We start from the raw sequence: 17,019 nt of genomic DNA, 5'->3' as shown, positions 1-17,019 counted from the left end.
TTCGAGACGCTCCAGCATGCCTCCGAAGGGTTTTCAGCGTGGTTAAGGCGACAAACACCCTGATCTGACGCGGGAACCGCTCGACGCAGCGGCGTTGAGCGATAGGCTGCTCGGCAAAACAGGGCGGAGACGGCGATGAGCGAGACACTTCCCGACCAGGGCGCGCCCTGGGCCGATACCCGGGCAAAGATGCTCGCCATGGCCGCCGGCGACGTGAAATGGCGCGACGGCAAGGCGGCCGTCTATGTGTTCAACGCCGGCGAGGACGTGGAGCAGGTCCAGAAGGAGGCCTACGCCATGTTTGCCTCCGAGAACGGGCTGGGCCCGGCCGCCTTTCCCAGCCTGGCCCGGATGGAGCGCGAGGTCGTGGCCAACGGTCTTGGACTGCTGCACGGTCCGGAGGGCGCGGCGGGCGCCATGACCAGCGGCGGCACCGACTCGATCCTGATGGCCGTGAAGGCCGCCCGCGACTACGCCCGCAAGGTGCGCGGCGTTCAGGGACCGCTGAATCTCGTCCTGCCCAGGTCGGCGCATCCGGCGTTCGACAAGGCCTGCCTGGTGATGGAGATCGAGGTGCGGCGCACGCCGCTGAAGGACTTTCTCGCTGATCCAGTGGCCATGGAAGCGGCGGTGGACGACGCCACCATCATGATCGTCGGCTCGGCTCCCTGTTTCCCGTTCGGACTGATCGATCCCATCGCGGCGCTCGGCGACCTGGCCGAGCGGCGGGACCTCTGGCTGCACGTCGACGCCTGCGTCGGCGGCTACATCGCCCCGTTCGTGCGGATGAACGGCGGCGATATCCCGCCGTTCGACTTGGCGGTGCCCGGCGTGCGGTCGATGTCGGCGGACCTGCACAAGTACGGCTACTGCGCCAAGGGCGCCTCGACGGTGTTCTTCCGGTCCGAGGACCTGAAGAAGCACATGATCTTCGAGGTCGGCGACTGGCCGGCGGGCAAGATGGTCACGCCGACCCTGGCCGGCACGCGGCCCGGCGGCGCCATCGCGGCGGCCTGGGCGATCATGAACACACTGGGCGTCGACGGCTACCGCGCCAAGCACGGACAGGTCACGGCGGCCCGCGAGATCATCGAAGCGGGCGTGAAGGCGCGGGGCTTCACCGTCATCGGCTCGCCGCAGCTGGGAATCGTCGCCTTCACCCGCGACGACGTCGACTGCATGGCCATTCTGGGCAAGCTGTACGAGCGGGGCTGGGTGACCAGCGCCACCAGCCAACCGCGCGGACTGCACCTGATGCTGTCGCCGGTTCACCTGTCGGTGGCGCAGCAGTATCTCGATGATCTGGACTGGGCGACGCAGGCCGCGCGCGGCCAGACCGGCGCGGCGGCCAACGTCGGCTACGCGCGCTAACCGCGCAGGGGGGGGCACGATGAAGAACTACAAGGGCGTCACGGCGCTGGTTACGGGCGCCTCGTCGGGCATCGGCAAGGCGTTCGCCGAGGATCTGGCCGAGCGTGGCGCGAAGCTGATCATCACGGCGCGGTCGGAGAGCGGTCTTCAGGCCGTAGCGTCAGATTTGCGCGCGCGGTTCAGGTCGGAGGTCGTGGTCATTCCGCTCGACCTTGGCCAGCCCGGCGCCTCCGCCCGTCTGATGGAGGCCGTCCATAGCCAGGGTCTGGCGGTCGACCTGCTGGTCAACAACGCGGGCTTTGGCAAGTGGGGCGCCTTCCTCGACATCGAGCCGCCGTCCAACGCCGAGATGATCCAGTTGAACGTCACCGCGCTGGTCGAACTGACCCGCATTTGCCTGCCGGGCATGATCGCGCGGCGCAAGGGCGGGGTTATCAACGTCGCCTCGACGGCCGCCTTCGTGCCCCTGCCCTATGCGGCGGTCTATTCCGCGGCCAAGACCTTCGTTCTCTATTTCAGCGAAGCCCTGTGGGGTGAAACCCGCGACAGCGGCGTGCATGTCCTGGCCCTTTGTCCGGGCGGGACGGCCTCGAACTTCGCCGCCGTCGCCAGCGATCTTCCAGGCGCCGGGACGGGCCGCCCGGGCCTCGACACGGCTGAATTCGTGGCTTCCGAGGGTCTCAAGGCCTTCCTGCGCCGCAAGACGGTGGTCATCACCGGCAAGGGCAACCAGCGCCTGCTCTGGTTGCCGCGGCTCATGTCGCGCAAGCAGATCGTCGTGGCCATGGGCGAGCGCTGGAAGGCGGTCGTTGACCAGGTCGCGGCCGCCCGAAAGGCCCACCCCGGCGTCTGACCACAGCGGAGATGGTTCCGATCGCGGCCGCCGGCCGGCTTCGGGCTGTCGGCAGCTAGGTTTCAACATCCCCCGGGCCGCCGGCGGTCGCGTCCTCGGCGGGGGGCGCGGTCCGGGCCTTCCGGGGTTCCAGCCAGTTGTGCTCGAGCAGGCGCAACCGTCCTGTGACCGAGAACAGGAAGGCCGTGGACCAGGCGATCAGGATCACGCCGTTGGCCGCCTCGATCGCGCTGAGCATGCGCCAGGTGACCGGCAGGACGACATCCCCGTAGCCGAGGGCGACGAAGGTCACCGTCGAAAAATAGAGCGCCGGCTCGAGCGTCGGCAGCGCGCCCAGCGCCAAGTAGAGCATGGCGTAGAGCCAGATTTCCAGCGTGTGCAGGGCGAAGATGCCGAACACCACCACGAGCACCAGCATCGCCTGGCCGGCATGGCTACGGTCGGCCCGGAGCCGGGGTCCGGTATGCCCCATGATCCGCAACAACAGGATCAGGCCCCAGAAGTGGATCAGGACCGTCACCCCGACCATCGCGGTGGCCAGGAGGAGGTTCTGCAGGAGGCCGACGTGGACGGGGTTCATGATAGCCGCACCCTACACCACAACCTGGGTCGAAGAGCCGCTTTGTCGGGATGTCGTGGCATCGGCCCAGGTCGCCCTATTTGACCGGCCGGATCGGGTCTGCGCCGTCCCAGCCGTCGGCGGCCCGGCGAATGTGATCGAAGAACCGCATTTTCGTCCCGCTGACATCCGACAGTTCAACCACCGTGCCGGCGTGGGTCAGATCGGTGTCGAAATAGGCGAACCGCCCGTTCGGCCCGTTGATCTGGCCCTCGTGGCCGACCGTCAGGCCCCGCGCCAGCGCGGCGTCGTAGTCCGCCTGGTAGTTCATCGACCACCACGACATGTGCTGCAGCCCCTCGCCGTGCGCGGCAAGGAACTCGCGGTACATCGAGGGGACATCGTTGCGCTGCTGGATCAGCTCAATCTGCAGCTCGCCGCTGTTGGCCAGGGCGATGGACAGGTCGATGTCGTAGGCCACGCCACGGTGGCGAAACCAGTCGACGGGGACCCTCTCGATGTAGAACCAGGGCCCCACGCCGAGGACCTCGATCCAGTGCTGCATCGCCGCCTCGACGTCGCGCACGACATAGCCGTTCTGGCGGACCGGACCGGTGAAGCGGCTCATGGCGAGTCTCCCTCAAGGAACTGAACTCTCACGCAGCCAATCGGCCGATGCAATCGAGCCCTTGTGGCGCCCGAAGGGAAAGCAGGCATGCTCCTCCCAAGAAGAGGAAACCGCCATGACTGCGTCCGCCCCGCCCGTTCGCGACGTCTCGCCCGCGCACCGGTTCGACCCTGCCCCGCTCGAAGCCTGGCTTCGCCGGGAAGTGGACGGCTTCGGCGACGCGATGGTCGTCCAGCAGTTCCAGGGCGGGGCGTCGAACCCGACCTTCCTCCTGACGACGCAGACGGCGGACGGTCCGCGTCGCTACGTCCTGCGCAAGAAGCCGCCGGGCGTGCTGCTGGCCAGCGCCCACCAGGTCGACCGCGAGTTCAAGGTGATGAAGGCGCTCGACGGGCACGTCCCCGTGCCGAAGATGCGCGCCCTCTGCACTGACGACGCCGTCATCGGCACGTCCTTCTACGTCATGGACTATCTGGAGGGCCGCATTTTCCGGGACGCCATGCTGCCGGGGATGGAGCCGGCCGAACGCGCGGCGATCTACGACGACCTCAACGCCACCCTGGCCAAGCTGCACAAGGTGGATTTCGTCGCGGCGGGCCTCGGCGACTTCGGCAAGGCGGGCGGCTATTTCGAACGCCAGGTCAATCGCTGGACCAAACAGTACCGGGGCGCGGAGAGTGAGCTGATCCCGGAAATGGAGGCGCTGATCGAGAGGCTTCCGGGACGGATTCCGGCCGAGGACCCGATCTCCATCGCGCACGGCGACTACCGGCTCGAGAACGTCATGTTCCACCCGACCGAGCCGCGGCTGATCGCGGTGCTCGACTGGGAACTGTCGACGATCGGCAATCCGCTGGCCGACATCGCCTACAACGCCTTCCTGTGGCGCTCGCACGGCGCATCCTGGGGCACGCTGCAGGGGGTGGACTTCGAAACCAGCGGCATTCCGACCGAGGCCGCCTACGTCGAAGCCTACTGCAAGCGCGTCGGTCGGGGTCCGATCGAGGACTGGCCGTTCTACATGGCCTTCTCGATCTTCCGCCTCGCCTCGATCTCGCAGGGCGTCTACCGCCGCGTGCTGGCCGGCAACGCCGCGAGCGACCGGCCGGCGGAAAACGGCACCCCCCATCTCGCCAGACAGGCCCTCGATATTCTTGAAGGCCGCGACTGATCCCCTCCGTTGAAAGACCGCTCATGACCTATCCGATCCCCAACGTCTCCACCGACCTGACCGGCCAGGTGGCCCTGGTCACCGGCGCCTCCTCCGGCCTGGGCGTCCGCTTCGCAAAGACCCTCGCCCGCTGCGGCGCGAAGGTCGCCCTGACCGCGCGCAGACTTGACCGGCTTGAAGCCCTGGCCGCGGAGATCCGCGCCGAGGGCGGCGAGGCCATCGCGCTGGAACTCGACGTCACTGACGCCGACCAGCTGCTGGCCGTCGTCGGCAAGGCCGAGGAGGCCTTCGGGACGGTGACGATCCTGGTCAACAACGCCGGCATTCCCGACGCCCAGCGGGCGGTGAAGATGTCCGTCGACCTGATCGACCGGGTCATCGGGGTGAACCTGCGCGCGCCCTACATCCTGTCCTGCGAGGTCGCCCGTCGCCTGATCGCGGCGAACACGCCGGGACGCATCGTCAACATCGCCTCGGTGGCGGCCTTCGAATACAGCGGCAACGGTGCGGCGCTCTATTCGATCACCAAGTCTGCGGTGGTGCGGATGACCCAGGCTCTTTCGGTCGAATGGGCCAGCGCCAACATCAACGTCAACGCCATCGCGCCGGGCGCTTTCGCCTCGGAGATGATGGACGGCATGCTCTCGCGGGTCGGCGACATCAGCCAGCACTTCCCGCGCAAGCGGCTGGGCGACCCGGCGCAGCTGGACAGCACCCTGCTGTTCCTCGTCTCGCCGGCCTCGGACTTCGTCACCGGCTCCTGCATCCGCGTCGACGACGGCCAGAGCGGGCGGTAGCGATATTCCGTTTTCCCGGCGAAGGCCGGGATCCAGATTCAGCTACGGCGTCTCTGGTGGGCCCGCCATTTTTTGCGCCCTAAGATCTGGGCCCCGGCCTGCGCCGGGGAGACGGATCAGGACTCGTCAGCGGTTGACGTCGACCACCGTCCGGCCGCGCACCTTGCCTTCGAGGATCGCGCGGCCGACGGCCGGAACATCGGCCAGGCCGACTTCGGTCACCGTCGTCGCCAGCTTCGACAGGTCGAGGTCCTTCGCCAGCCGGTCCCAGGCGCGCGCCCGGGCCTCAAACGGTGCATTGACCGAGTCGATGCCCGCGAGGGTCACGTTGCGCAGAATGAACGGGAACACCGAGCCCGGCAGATCGACGCCCTGGGCCAAGCCGCAGGCGGCCACTGCGCCGCGATAGTCGGTCTGGGCCAGCACGTTGGCCAGGGTCGTGCTGCCGACCGAGTCGACCGCGCCGGCCCACTTCGGCGCGGCGATCGGCGGGCCGGCCTCAGACAGCGTCTTGCGGTCGATGATCTCCGCGGCGCCGAGGGCAGTGAGATAGTCGCTCTCCTCCGGCCGGCCGGTCGAGGCGATCACGCGATAGCCAAGACGCGACAACACCAGGATCGCCACCGACCCTACCCCGCCGTTGGCGCCGGTGACGAGCACCGGACCACGGTCCGGCGTGATGCCGTTGTGCTCGAGCGCCAGGATGCTGAGCATCGCCGTATAGCCGGCGGTGCCGATGGCCATGGCGTCGCGGGTGCTGATGCTGCCCGGCAGCTTGACCAGCCAGTCGCCGTTGACCCTTGCCTTCTGGGAATAGCCGCCGTGGTGGGTCTGGCTCAGGCCCCAGCCGTTCAGCACGACCTTGTCACCCGCGATGTAGCCCGCATGGGACGATTGCGTCACCGTGCCGGCCAGGTCGATGCCCGGCACGAGCGGATAGGTCTGGATCACACCCGGGCGTCCGGCCAGCGCCAGGCCGTCCTTGTAGTTCACCGTCGAGTAGTCGACGTCGATGCTGACGTCCCCGTCCATCAACTGCTCGTCGGTCATGTCGATCAGGTCGACGGTGACGGCGCGCTCGATCCGCGTCGCGAGGAGAGCCTTGAAGGTCATGAACAGGTCCGATCTGCAGGTGGGCGCCGTCGGTATGAGACAGATTTCCCGTCCGCGCCACCATCCGCTTGCGTGACCCAAGGGCGCCGGCGCTCAACTCCCCGCAAGTCCTGCAGACCGTCCGCGACGCGGCGATCTGATCCGCGGACAACAGGGAGAAACGCCATGAAGCTCGACAGTTCCGTCTCGGCCATCGTCACCGGTGGCGCATCCGGCCTGGGCGCCGCCACGGTCAAGGCGCTGCGCGACCTTGGCGTCAAGGTGGCCATCTTCGACCAGAATCCCGAGACCGGCGCGAAGAAGGCCGAGGAGCTGGGCGCGCTGTTCTGCGAGGTCAATGTCATGAGCGAGGAGTCGGTCGACGCCGGCTTCGCCAAGGCCCGCGCCGCGCACGGCCAGGAGCGGGTGCTGGTCAACTGCGCGGGCGGCGGCCGTGGCGGCAAGACCATCGCCCGGGACAAACAGACCGGCGAGATCAAGCAGTTCAACGCCGCGGACTTCGAATGGGTGCTGGGTCTGAACACGGTCGGCACCTTCCGCTGCATCGTCAAAAGCGCGGCGGGCATGGCGACCCTCGAGCCGGACGAGGACGGCGGCCGCGGCGCCATCGTCAACACCGGCTCGGTGGCGGCCGAGGACGGTCAGGTGGGCCAGGTGGCCTACGCGGCCTCCAAGGCGGCGATCAAGGGGATGACCCTGGTCATCGCCCGCGACCTGGCCAACGAGGGCATCCGCATCAACACCATCCTGCCGGGCATCATGGCCACCCCGCCGATGCTGGGGGTCAAGACCCGCGCGCCGGCGATCTTCGACAGCCTGTCGGCGTCGGTGCCCTTCCCGCGCCGTCTGGGCCATCCGCACGAGTATGCCGATCTGGCCGTGACGATGCTGCGCAACGGCTACTTCAACGGCGAGACCGTCCGGCTCGACGGCGCCATCCGGATGCCGCCGCGCTAGCCGCGCGTTCTCCGCAATCACAAAGGACCTGCCAATGTCGAAGCCCCTTCGCGCGCACAAGCCGGTGGGCGAGGATTTCCTCGCCGCCGGGGCCACGCCGGTGACCCATGCCTTCCCCTTCCCGCCCTCGGCCGTCTGGGCGGCGCTGCTGGATGCGGACGCCTGGACCCACTGGCTGCCGATCACGAAGGTCACCTGGACCAGTCCTTTGCCGGGCGCTGTCGGGACGACCCGCACCGTCGAGGTCGGCCCGCAAGTGATCGAAGAGACGTTCTTCGCCTGGGACGAAGGCAGCCGGATGGCCTTCCGTTTCGAGCGCTCGTCGTTGCCGCTCTCGGCCGCCGTCGAGGACTACCGCGTCGTGCCCACGCCCGGCGGCTGCGAACTGCGCTGGGCCGGCAAGGCCGGCGCGCCCTTCCCGCTCGGCTGGCTGATCTCCCGCCAGCTCGCCGGCGGCATCAGAGCCGGTCTGCCGAAGCTTGAGGCCCTGATCGCCGCCGAGCCGAAGCGGTTCGGGCTGGGGTAGGCGCGCGCGCCGATCGCCCTAGGTCTCGCCGCCGACGGAGACCCGCCGTCCGGGGTTGAGCCGGCCACGGCTCGGCGCCGGGCTGGCCGATCGGGGGCAGGCATGAAGACCAGACGCAAGGCCGATCTTCCGACGAAGATCTGCGCCGCCTGCCAGCGCCCTTTCGCCTGGCGACGCAAATGGGCGGCCTGCTGGGACGAGGTCCGCTACTGCTCTGACCGGTGTCGGGGCCAGCGCTCGGCGCTGAACCGCCCGACGGCCCCATGACCTCCCTAGCGAAAGACGCCGGGAGCGGCGGCGCGGTCCGGCTGGTGCTGGGCGACCAGCTGTCCGACTCCCTGACCGCGCTTGAGGGCATCGACGTCGCCAGGGACGTCGTGCTGATGGCCGAGGTTCGCGACGAAGCCACCTATGTCCGCCACCACAAGCAGAAGATCGCCCTGATCTTCGCCGCCATGCGCAACTTCGCGGCGCGCCTTTCGGCAAAGGGCGTCACCGTCCGCTACGTCCGGATCGATGCGCCAGGAAACACGCACGCGATCGTCGGCGAGATCGGGCGGGCGCTGGCGCAAACCGGTTGCGCGCGCGTCATCATGACGGCGTGCGGCGAGTGGCGGCTGGCCGAGGCGCTGAAGGCCTTCGCGGCGGCCTCGCCGGTTCCGGTCGAGGTCCGCGAGGACCGGCGGTTCATCTGTTCGGCCGGGCGTTTCCGGACCTGGGCCGGGGATCGCCGCCAGCTGCGGATGGAGTACTTCTACCGCGAGATGCGCCGTGAAACGGGCCTGCTGATGTCCGGGGCCGAGCCGGAGGGCGGCCGGTGGAACTTCGACGCCGAGAACCGCAAGGGTTTGCCGAAGGGGCTGCGGCCGCCGGCCCGGCCGAGAGTCCCACCCAACGTCACGACGCGTGAGGCCATGGCCGACGTCGCACGACTGTTCCCAGATCACTTCGGCGACCTGGAGACCTTCGGCTGGCCCACGACGGTTGCGGAGGCCGAACAGGTCCTGGACGACTTCATCACCGACATCCTGCCGGACTTCGGCGAATGGCAGGACGCCATGGCGAGCGGTCAGCCCTGGATGTGGCACGGCCTGATCTCGACCTCGCTGAACATCGGACTGCTGGATCCGCTGGAGACCTGCCGACGGGCGGAGGCGGCCTACCGCGCCGGCCTGGCGCCCCTGAACGCGGTTGAGGGCTTCATCCGCCAGATCCTCGGCTGGCGCGAGTTCGTGCGCGGCGTCTACTGGCTGAAGATGCCGGAGTACGGCCTGCGCAACGCGCTGGGCGCGGACCGTCAGCTGCCGTGGTTCTTCTGGTCGGGGCAGACCGACATGGCCTGTGTCGCCGACACGGTCGAAACCACCCGCGCCAACGCCTACGCGCACCACATCCAGCGCCTGATGGTCACGGGCAACCTGGCCATGCTGCTGGGCGTCCATCCGGACGCGGTGGATGACTGGTACATGACCGTCTACGCGGACGCGTTCGAATGGGTCGAGATGCCCAACACGCGGGGCATGGCGACCTTCGCCGACGGCGGCATTGTCGGGTCAAAGCCCTATGCCGCCTCCGGCGCCTACATCAACCGGATGAGCGACTACTGCGGCGGCTGTCATTACGACGTGAAGGCGAAATCCGGCGACAACGCCTGCCCGTTCAACCGGCTCTACTGGGGCTTTCTCGAGCGCAACCGGGCGGTCCTGGGCGGCAACGCGCGGCTGGCCATGCCCTACCGCACCCTCGACGGCTTCGGCGAGGACCGCCGCCGCGCCCTGCTGGCCGAGGCGGACGCCGCGCGCGCCGCGCTCGGGGCCCTTGCGCGCTAGAGAGCGCGGAGTGGCGGACGGGGTGGGATTCGAACCCACGGTAGGCTTCCACCTACGGCGGTTTTCAAGACCGCTGCCTTAAACCACTCGACCACCCGTCCGTTGGCGCGGCTTCTATCAGCGCCCGGGCGCAGCCTCCAGTGCTAACGGGCGGTTTCGGCTGTGGCTTTCAGGATGTCGGCGCCCTGCCGCATCATCGGCGCCATGGTGTCGGCCATCGCATCGGGCAGAACGTCGGCGATCCAGACGAACCGGCAGCGGCTGTCGCCTTCGGCGAACACCTGGTTGGAGGCGCTGTGGTGATCGATGCGGTCGCTGACGACGCCGTAGGCGAAGCGGCGAGCCTCATCGTCCAGACCGACGATGCGTTCACGCGCGGTCATGCCGTTGCCGAACGTGACGATCCGGGAGTCGCCCTCCAGCCGCGTGTCGATGACGAAACCGGGCACGAGGCGGGTATGCAGCGCACCGTAGTCGCGGATGGCGTCCCAGACCTGGTCGGCCGGGGCGTCGATGAAAGTCTCGATGTGGATGGTGGCCATGACGGGCTCCTCTGTGTGGTCCCACGTTCTGACGCGTGGCCGGCCGCTCTGCGCGCGGAAACCGGACGTCATCACCCGGCGACCCGGCCGCTCCGCAGATCCAGAGCGGGGCGCCGACCCGACCTGCCTTGCCGTCACCCAGCTACCGGTGTCACCCTTGCGGGGATGACCGCTCTGACCCGCCGCGCCGCCTTGACCACTCTCGCCGCCGCTTCCGCGACCCCGGCGTTCGCCGCCTTGAAGCCGGGGCCGGTGGTCGGCACGACGGGGGGCAGGGTTCGCGGCCGGGTCGAAGGCGGCCTGCTGGTGTTCAAGGGTGTCCGCTACGGCGCCGACACCGGCCCGCGCCGTTTCCAGCCGCCGCTGGCGCCGCAGGCGTGGACGGACATCCGCGACGCCCTCGCCTATGGCCCCGGCTGCCCCCAGCGTGGCGACGAGCCGAATACCTCCGAGGACTGCCTGTTCCTCAATGTCTGGACGCCCGGCGCCGATGCGGCCGCCCGGCCGGTGATGGTCTACATCCATGGAGGCGCCTACAGTACCGGGTCCGGCTCCAGTCCGCTCTATGACGGGACGCGGCTGGCGGTGCGCGGCGATGTCGTTGTGGTCACCCTGAACCATCGCCTGGGCCCGTTCGGCTATCTGTCGCTCGGCCGGTTCGACGAACCGCTCTGGGCGGACTCCGGCAACGCCGGCCAGCTTGATCTCGTCCTGGCGCTGCAGTGGGTGCGGGACAACATCGCCGGGTTCGGCGGCGACCCCGGCAAGGTGACCGTCTTCGGACAGTCCGGCGGCGGCGCCAAGATCGCCACCCTGATGGCCATGCCCGCGGCGAAGGGTCTGTTCCATCGCGCCGCGACCATGAGCGGCCAGCAGGTCACTGCGTCTGGACCGCTGAACGCCCACCGACGCACCGAAGCTTACCTGTCGGCGCTGGGTCTGTCAGCGGAGCGTCCGGGCGACCTCGCCACCCTGCCTGCCTCACGGCTGGTCGAGGGGATGGCGGCCAGGGACCCGATCGGGCCGATGGCCTCCCTCTACTTCGGGCCGGTGCTCGACGACCGCAGCCTGACCCGCCACCCGTTCTGGCCCGACGCGCCGGCCCAGTCGGCGGGCGTTCCGATGATGATCGGCAACACACGCGACGAGACCCGCGCCTTCCTCGGCGGCGAGGCGCGCAACCACAGCCTGACCTGGGACGATCTGCCGGCCCGACTGGCGCCGGAACTGCGGGTGGACATCAGTCCGGAGACGGTCGTGGCGGAGTACCGGCGGCTCTATCCGGCCTGGTCCGCCAGCGAGGTGTTTTTCGCCGCCAGCACGGCCTCACGCTCCTGGCGGGCGGCGGTTATCGAGGCCGAGGCCCGGGCGATCCAGGGCGCGCCCGCCTTCGTCTACCAACTGGACTGGCGAAGTCCGAAGGACGGCGGCAAATGGGGCGCGCCCCATACGCTCGACATCCCGCTGGTGTTCGGGACGCTCGACGCCCCCGGCTCGATCACCGGCGCGGCGCCGGACGCCAGGGCCGTGTCCGACGCGATGCAGGACGCCTTCATCGCCTTCGCCCGGACCGGCGACCCGGGCTGGGCGCCCTACACCCTGCCCCGGCGCCAGACGATGATCTTCGATGCTTCGCCGCGCATGGAAGACGATCCGCGCGGCGCCGAGCGAGAGCTGTTCGCCCGCGTGCCCTACATCCAGCCGGGGACCTGACCATCGCGAGACGCCCGGTCGGCGCTAAACACCCGCTTCAGGTGCCCTTCGCCTTTGCTCCCGAATCCAGCAGCTCCGTACGCTTCGGGGTCATGTCCGCGAGGTTCCAGTCGGCCTCGACGAACGGGCGGGCCGTCGGCGTCTCGATCGGGTAGCCGTGCAGGTCGTTCTCGGAGTCGATGATGTTGCCCCGCCCCTCGGCGACGTCGGAGATCAGCTGGACGTCGTTGGCGTCGCGGTCCCAGGGACGGGCGCCGGCGTTCCTGAGCACCCACTGCTGGACCTGCTCGGCCGGAATGGCGACCAGCCCGGCGGGCCAGACCGGCGCGCGGTTCAGCAGGATGATCTTCGCCGGGGTTGTGGTGTAGCGGCCGAACATCGGCAGCGGCTGGCCCCAGCGATCGACAGCGGTGTTGTCGCGGCCGAAGTACTCCACGTCCGCGTAGCCGCCGAGCATGAACAGCGGCAGGCCTTCCGGCGTGTCCTGTCCGCCGCGCAGGACGTTGCCGACGACTGACAGCTTGCCGATCTGCCAGGGGTTGGCGCCCCACTCCTCGGCCATCAGGTTGTAGTGGATCGCCCGCTGGCCGGGATTGAAGATCAGGTTGTTGACGATCGCCGCCCAGACGCCGCCCTTGAGCATCGGATTGCGCTCGTAGTTGTGGGCGTAGAGGTTCCCCCAGATCAGGATGCCGGTGACGTTGTCGTGCACCAGCGTGCCCTTGGAGTGCTCGATCTTGCCATGGGTGCTGTAGCGCAGGCTCTCGGCGATGATGTTCTGGGAGAAGGTGATGTTGCGCGAGGTGCCTGCACGCCATTCGTCCGGCGTCTTGCCGACAAAGCGGGGACCGGAGGCCGACAGGTTCTCGTCCGTGCCCCAGGTCAGGGTGCAGTGGTCGACGATGATGTTGTAGGCGATCCCCTGGGTGGAGATGGAGTCGAAGTCCTTGCCGCTCTTCTTCGGGAAGCCGGCCTCCCCGGGCCTGACCCGGATGTGACGCACGACGACATCATGGGTTGCGATGTCGATCCCGCCGCGAATGAAGGTCACGCCCGGTGACGGAGCGGTCTGGCCGGCGATGGTCAGGAACGGTTCGCGGATGGTCAGGGTCTTGCCGCCCAGGTCGACGACGCCGCCGACCTCGAAGACGATGATCCTGGGGCCCTTTGTTTCCACCGCCTCGCGGAACGAGCCCGGTCCCTCCCCGGCCAGCGTGGTGACCCGCAGGATCCGGCCTCCCCGACCGCCCGGGGTCGTCGCAGCCCAGCCCTGGGCGCCCGGAAAGGCGAGCGGCGCCGCTGACGGCGCGGTCTGGGCGGCCGAATCACTCTTGCGGAACGGCCACTGGGCCAGAGCCGTGGACGCCATCGCCAGGCTCACGCCAAGGCCGATCAGGACAGGTCGCAACACGTGTTTCACTCCCGGACTTCAGATCATTTGCGGGTCTTCGCACCGCATGCCGTTGAAAATGACACCGGTTTCCTTTAGACACAATCGAGACCTTGAAACCGGGGCCATCGCGTGAGGGAGGACAAGAGGCGTGACAGCAGGGGCGAGCGCTTCGACGACTCCGACGACGACCGGCGCGACGCCGGTCGAGATAGCCCGCGCCTTCGTGGCAGCCCGCCTGGGCGCCAGGTCCCTGCCCGGCTTTCCGGGTGAGATCCCCGGCAGTCTGGCCGAGGCCTACGCCATTCAGGACATCGCCATCGGGCACTATCCGGATGATATCGCCGGCTGGAAGGTCGGCCGGGTGCCGCCCGACCTTCAGGCCCGGCTGGGCGAGGAACGCATCGGCGGACCCACCTTCCGGGGCGCCTTGCGCCTCCCGCTGCGCGGCGAAACCGTGCGCCTGCCGGTGATCGCCGGCGGCTTTGGCGCCGTCGAGGCCGAGTTCGTCTATCGCCTCGCGGCTGACGCGCCGGCCGGCAAGACCGACTGGACGACATCCGAAGCGCTGGCGATCGCCGCATCGCTGCATATCGGCGTGGAGTTCGCCGGCAGCCCGCTCAAGACGATCAATGACCTCGGATCGACGGTCGTCGCCTCTGATTTCGGCAACAACGCCGCCCTGGTCGTCGGACCGGAGATCGAGGGCTGGCGCGAGCGGCCGGATGCGACCCTGACCTGCGAGACCTTCATCGACGACCTGTCGGTCGGGGCCGGCGCGGCCGCCTCGGTCCCCGGCGGCCCGGCCCCGGCGCTGGCCTTTCTGCTCGGACACTGCGCGGCCCGCGGCCTGCCGCTGAGGGCCGGCATGTACGTCACCACCGGCGCCGCGACCGGCATTCATGAGATCAAGGCGGGCCAGACGGCCCGCGTCAGTTTTGGTGAGTTCGGCGAGATCCTCTGCGCTGCAGAGATCGCAAGACCGACCGCCCGCTAGGGAGTCGAAACGTCATGGCGGAAGACGCTGCTGCATCCGAAGGCCGGATGACTCGCCAACGCTGGGTGATCTGCGCCCTGCTGTTCACCGCCGTGGTGATCAACTACGTCGACCGTCAGATGCTGGGCGTGCTCAAGCCCTTCATCTCCGAGGATCTCGGCTGGTCGGAGACCGACTACGCCGACATCGTCTTCTACTTCCAGGCCGCCTATGCGGTGTCCTACCTGCTGTTCGGCGCCTTCGTGGACCGGGTCGGCGCCAAGATCGGCTACGCGACCGCGTTCTTCATCTGGCAGATCGCCCATATCGCGCATGCGGGCGCCAGCAGCCTCGGGCAGTTCTTCGCGGTCCGCGTCCTGCTGGGGATCGGCGAAGGCGGCAACTTCCCGGCCGGGATCAAGGCCGTCACCGAGTGGTTCCCCAAGAAGGAGCGCGCGCTGGCGACCGGCATCTTCAACGCGGGCGCCAATATCGGCGCGATCATCACCCCGCTGGCGGCGCCGGCGATCATGCTGCTGTGGGGCTGGCAGGCGGCCTTTGTCATCACCGGCCTGATCGGCCTGCTCTGGCTGGTGGCCTGGTTCACGCTCTACAACGAGCCGCGCAAGGCCAGGGGTGTCAACGCCGCCGAGCTGGCGCACATCGAGCAGGATCCCGCCGATGACGAGAAGAAGGTCGGGTGGTTCTCCGTTCTGACCAAGCGCGAGACCTGGGCCTACGCCCTGGGCAAGTTCCTCATCGATCCGGTCTGGTGGATGTTGCTGTTCTGGCTGCCGGACTTCTTCAAGAAGACCTTTGACCTGAAGCTGTCGATCGGCGGGTTCCAGCTGGGCGAGATCGGCACCTACAGCCTGGTTCTGGCCATCGTCTACATCATCTCCGACATCGGCAGCGTCGGCGGCGGCTGGCTGTCTTCGCGGTTCATGAGCATGGGCTGGAGCATCAACCGGGCGCGCAAGACCACCCTGCTGATCTTCGCCGTCGGCGCCCTGCCCTATTTCCTGATCACCGGGATCACCAGCCTGTGGGTCGCGACCCTGCTGGTCGGATGGCTGGCCGCGGTGCACCAGGCCTTCTCCGCCAACCTCTACACCCTGCCCAGCGACGTCTTCCCGCGGAAAGCCGTAGGCTCGGTCATCGGCATCGGCGGCATGGTCGGCGGCATCGGCGGCATGGTCATGGCCAAATCGGTCGGCCAGGTGCTCGAGGGCATGGGCGGCTATGGCCCAATCTTCGCGGTCTGCGGCGGCGTCTATCTACTGGCGATCCTCGTCGTCCACCTGCTGACGCCGAAGATGGAGCCGGTGGCGCTCTAGACCGCCGCTGTTGTGCGCCACGCCGAAAGGCCTGCTAAAGCTTGTGCCGGTTTGAACCCGGGAGACGAACATGGGCGTGACGGGCATCGGCGGCATCTTCTTCCGCGCAAAGGACCCGAAGGCTTTGACCGCCTGGTATGCGGACCATCTCGGCGTGGGTTCATCGCCCTACGGCGAATGGCAGACCCAGGCGGGGCCGAGCGTCTTCGCGCCGTTCAAGGCCGATACCGACTACTTTCCGGCCGACCGCCAATGGATGGTGAATCTGCGCGTCGACGACATCGACGGCCTCTGCGCGACGCTCCGGGCTGCCGGAATTGAAGTTATCACCAAACCCGAATGGGACATGCCAGGTGTCGGCCGCTTCGCGCGGCTCCATGATCCGGAGGGCAATCCGATCGAGCTGTGGCAGCCTGAAACCGCCGCCTGACGCGCCTTGTCCGGCTACGGGCCGGTCTTGATCAGGGTGATCTTCGTCCCCTCCACCGACCAAACGCGCTGCGGCGCGGTGGTCCCGACGTAGACCGTCTTGCCGGTCCACAGCGACAGCCAGACGTGGATCTCGGTCGGCGTCTGGTCGAGCAGATGCGTGATGAACAGCCCGGCGACGGATCTGCCCCCCTGGTCGACGGCCGCCATGTTGAGGCAGCTGCGGGTGAAGCCCCTTACCGACGGCGCCTTGCCGTCTGGCCCGACCTCGAACAGGAAATGGCCGCCGAACGGATAGATGTTGGCCTCGACCTGCGGCGACAGGAGATAGACCAGGGTCGGGCCGTCGGGTCCTTCCGGCGGCAGCGTCACGCTGTTGAAGGCGCCGCGCGTGCAGGGGCGCTGGTCGGTGACGGTGATCGCGCGCGTCGCCCTCACCAGAGCAGCGGCCTCCGAAGACAGGCTTCGGTCGTCATCGGGGGCGAAGACCTTGCTGGCCACGACCTTGCGACCCCTGACGTCGCCGGAGAACACGGCGAAGGGCGTCCCGTCCTTCTCGCCGTAATAGATCGCCGTCAGTCCCTCGCCCTTCGGCAGGATGACCCATCCCTTGATCCCGGCCTTGCCCGGATCGGGCAGCTTTTTCAGCATGACGTCCGTGGTGACCCAGGCCGCCTGGTCATAGGCGTAGATCTGCGCGCCGCGGGTCGCCGCCCGCTTGAGGGCCGCCTCGTCGGAGGCGGACTGCGCCGGCGCGCCGCCGGCGAAGGCCAGCGACAGCGCGAGCGCTGACAGGAAACGAACAATCCAGCTCATGGCGGCGTGGCT

The 17,019-nt window shown here is 68.4% G+C and carries 18 protein-coding genes and 1 tRNA gene; 12 read left to right on the top strand and 7 right to left on the bottom strand.

Translation table 11 applies throughout. From position 1 onward, the window contains the following. Nucleotides 1-135: 135 nt before the first annotated feature. Both AC3WJT_RS13435 and AC3WJT_RS13430 read left to right on the top strand, forming a co-directional pair. Nucleotides 136-1,371 carry a pyridoxal phosphate-dependent decarboxylase family protein gene (locus AC3WJT_RS13435; protein WP_492343631.1) on the top strand — a complete coding sequence of 412 codons (1,236 nt, stop codon included), beginning with the start codon at nt 136-138 and terminating at the stop codon, nt 1,369-1,371. A 19-nt stretch (nt 1,372-1,390) separates the two neighbouring features. Next, nucleotides 1,391-2,224, top strand: coding sequence for an SDR family NAD(P)-dependent oxidoreductase (locus AC3WJT_RS13430; RefSeq protein ID WP_492343630.1), 834 nt, complete (start codon nt 1,391-1,393; stop codon nt 2,222-2,224). A 55-nt stretch (nt 2,225-2,279) separates the two neighbouring features. Here the strand turns inward: AC3WJT_RS13430 and AC3WJT_RS13425 are convergent, their stop codons facing one another. Both AC3WJT_RS13425 and AC3WJT_RS13420 read right to left on the bottom strand, forming a co-directional pair. Further along, nucleotides 2,280-2,804: an ion channel gene (locus AC3WJT_RS13425; protein WP_492343629.1), complete on the bottom strand. Its 525-nt coding sequence runs from the start codon at nt 2,802-2,804 to the stop codon at nt 2,280-2,282. Between the two features lie 76 nt (nt 2,805-2,880). Further along, nucleotides 2,881-3,411 carry a VOC family protein gene (locus AC3WJT_RS13420; RefSeq protein ID WP_492343628.1) on the bottom strand — a complete coding sequence of 177 codons (531 nt, stop codon included), beginning with the start codon at nt 3,409-3,411 and terminating at the stop codon, nt 2,881-2,883. 115 nt (nt 3,412-3,526) lie between these two features. Here AC3WJT_RS13420 and AC3WJT_RS13415 point away from each other — a divergent pair, with 115 nt between their 5' ends. Continuing rightward, nucleotides 3,527-4,582, top strand: coding sequence for a phosphotransferase (locus AC3WJT_RS13415; protein ID WP_492343627.1), 1,056 nt, complete (start codon nt 3,527-3,529; stop codon nt 4,580-4,582). 23 nt (nt 4,583-4,605) lie between these two features. After that, nucleotides 4,606-5,379 (top strand): SDR family NAD(P)-dependent oxidoreductase, encoded by a 774-nt coding sequence (locus AC3WJT_RS13410; protein ID WP_492343626.1) that lies wholly within the window; start codon nt 4,606-4,608, stop codon nt 5,377-5,379. Between the two features lie 126 nt (nt 5,380-5,505). Here AC3WJT_RS13410 and acuI read toward each other — a convergent pair whose 3' ends face one another. Continuing rightward, nucleotides 5,506-6,492, bottom strand: a complete 987-nt coding sequence (gene acuI, locus AC3WJT_RS13405; RefSeq protein ID WP_492343625.1) for an acrylyl-CoA reductase (NADPH) — start codon at nt 6,490-6,492, stop codon at nt 5,506-5,508. Between the two features lie 165 nt (nt 6,493-6,657). Here acuI and AC3WJT_RS13400 point away from each other — a divergent pair, with 165 nt between their 5' ends. The 4 genes from AC3WJT_RS13400 to AC3WJT_RS13385 all read left to right on the top strand — a co-directional run bounded on the left by AC3WJT_RS13400 (nt 6,658) and on the right by AC3WJT_RS13385 (nt 9,804). Further along, nucleotides 6,658-7,449: an SDR family NAD(P)-dependent oxidoreductase gene (locus AC3WJT_RS13400; protein ID WP_492343624.1), complete on the top strand. Its 792-nt coding sequence runs from the start codon at nt 6,658-6,660 to the stop codon at nt 7,447-7,449. A 34-nt stretch (nt 7,450-7,483) separates the two neighbouring features. After that, nucleotides 7,484-7,975 carry an SRPBCC family protein gene (locus AC3WJT_RS13395; protein ID WP_492343623.1) on the top strand — a complete coding sequence of 164 codons (492 nt, stop codon included), beginning with the start codon at nt 7,484-7,486 and terminating at the stop codon, nt 7,973-7,975. A 102-nt stretch (nt 7,976-8,077) separates the two neighbouring features. After that, nucleotides 8,078-8,242 (top strand): DUF2256 domain-containing protein, encoded by a 165-nt coding sequence (locus tag AC3WJT_RS13390; RefSeq protein WP_492343622.1) that lies wholly within the window; start codon nt 8,078-8,080, stop codon nt 8,240-8,242. Beyond that, nucleotides 8,239-9,804: a cryptochrome/photolyase family protein gene (locus tag AC3WJT_RS13385; RefSeq protein WP_492343621.1), complete on the top strand. Its 1,566-nt coding sequence runs from the start codon at nt 8,239-8,241 to the stop codon at nt 9,802-9,804. Before AC3WJT_RS13390 ends, AC3WJT_RS13385 begins: the two co-directional genes overlap by 4 nt. 11 nt (nt 9,805-9,815) lie before the next feature. Here the strand turns inward: AC3WJT_RS13385 and AC3WJT_RS13380 are convergent. Both AC3WJT_RS13380 and AC3WJT_RS13375 read right to left on the bottom strand, forming a co-directional pair. Further along, nucleotides 9,816-9,905 (bottom strand) — tRNA-Ser (locus tag AC3WJT_RS13380). A gap of 42 nt (nt 9,906-9,947) precedes the next feature. Then, on the bottom strand, nt 9,948-10,346 hold the full coding sequence (locus AC3WJT_RS13375; RefSeq protein WP_492343620.1) for an SRPBCC family protein: 399 nt from the start codon (nt 10,344-10,346) through the stop codon (nt 9,948-9,950). A gap of 165 nt (nt 10,347-10,511) precedes the next feature. Between AC3WJT_RS13375 and AC3WJT_RS13370 the strand changes: the two genes are divergently transcribed. Beyond that, entirely contained in the window at nt 10,512-12,059 is a 1,548-nt protein-coding gene (locus AC3WJT_RS13370) for a carboxylesterase/lipase family protein (protein ID WP_492343619.1), read from the top strand. 37 nt (nt 12,060-12,096) lie between these two features. On the opposite strand, the gene AC3WJT_RS13365 is transcribed toward AC3WJT_RS13370, so the two are convergent. Beyond that, complete coding sequence (locus AC3WJT_RS13365; RefSeq protein ID WP_492343618.1) at nt 12,097-13,470, bottom strand: pectate lyase family protein; 1,374 nt, start codon at nt 13,468-13,470, stop codon at nt 12,097-12,099. 130 nt (nt 13,471-13,600) lie between these two features. Here AC3WJT_RS13365 and AC3WJT_RS13360 point away from each other — a divergent pair, with 130 nt between their 5' ends. The 3 genes from AC3WJT_RS13360 (at nt 13,601) to AC3WJT_RS13350 (ending at nt 16,192) form a co-directional block, all read left to right on the top strand. Beyond that, complete coding sequence (locus tag AC3WJT_RS13360) at nt 13,601-14,446, top strand: 2-keto-4-pentenoate hydratase (protein ID WP_492343617.1); 846 nt, start codon at nt 13,601-13,603, stop codon at nt 14,444-14,446. A 14-nt stretch (nt 14,447-14,460) separates the two neighbouring features. Then, nucleotides 14,461-15,762, top strand: a complete 1,302-nt coding sequence (locus AC3WJT_RS13355; RefSeq protein ID WP_492343616.1) for an MFS transporter — start codon at nt 14,461-14,463, stop codon at nt 15,760-15,762. A 70-nt stretch (nt 15,763-15,832) separates the two neighbouring features. Beyond that, entirely contained in the window at nt 15,833-16,192 is a 360-nt protein-coding gene (locus AC3WJT_RS13350; protein WP_492343615.1) for a VOC family protein, read from the top strand. Between the two features lie 14 nt (nt 16,193-16,206). Here AC3WJT_RS13350 and AC3WJT_RS13345 read toward each other — a convergent pair whose 3' ends face one another. Next, a complete protein-coding gene (locus tag AC3WJT_RS13345) occupies nt 16,207-17,007 on the bottom strand; it encodes a hypothetical protein (RefSeq protein ID WP_492343614.1) in 801 nt (266 codons plus the stop codon). Nucleotides 17,008-17,019 lie beyond the last annotated feature (12 nt).

This window comes from Caulobacter sp. FW305-C-30-S16 (assembly GCF_058783025.1).
This window is presented reverse-complemented; position numbering and strand designations above follow the sequence as displayed.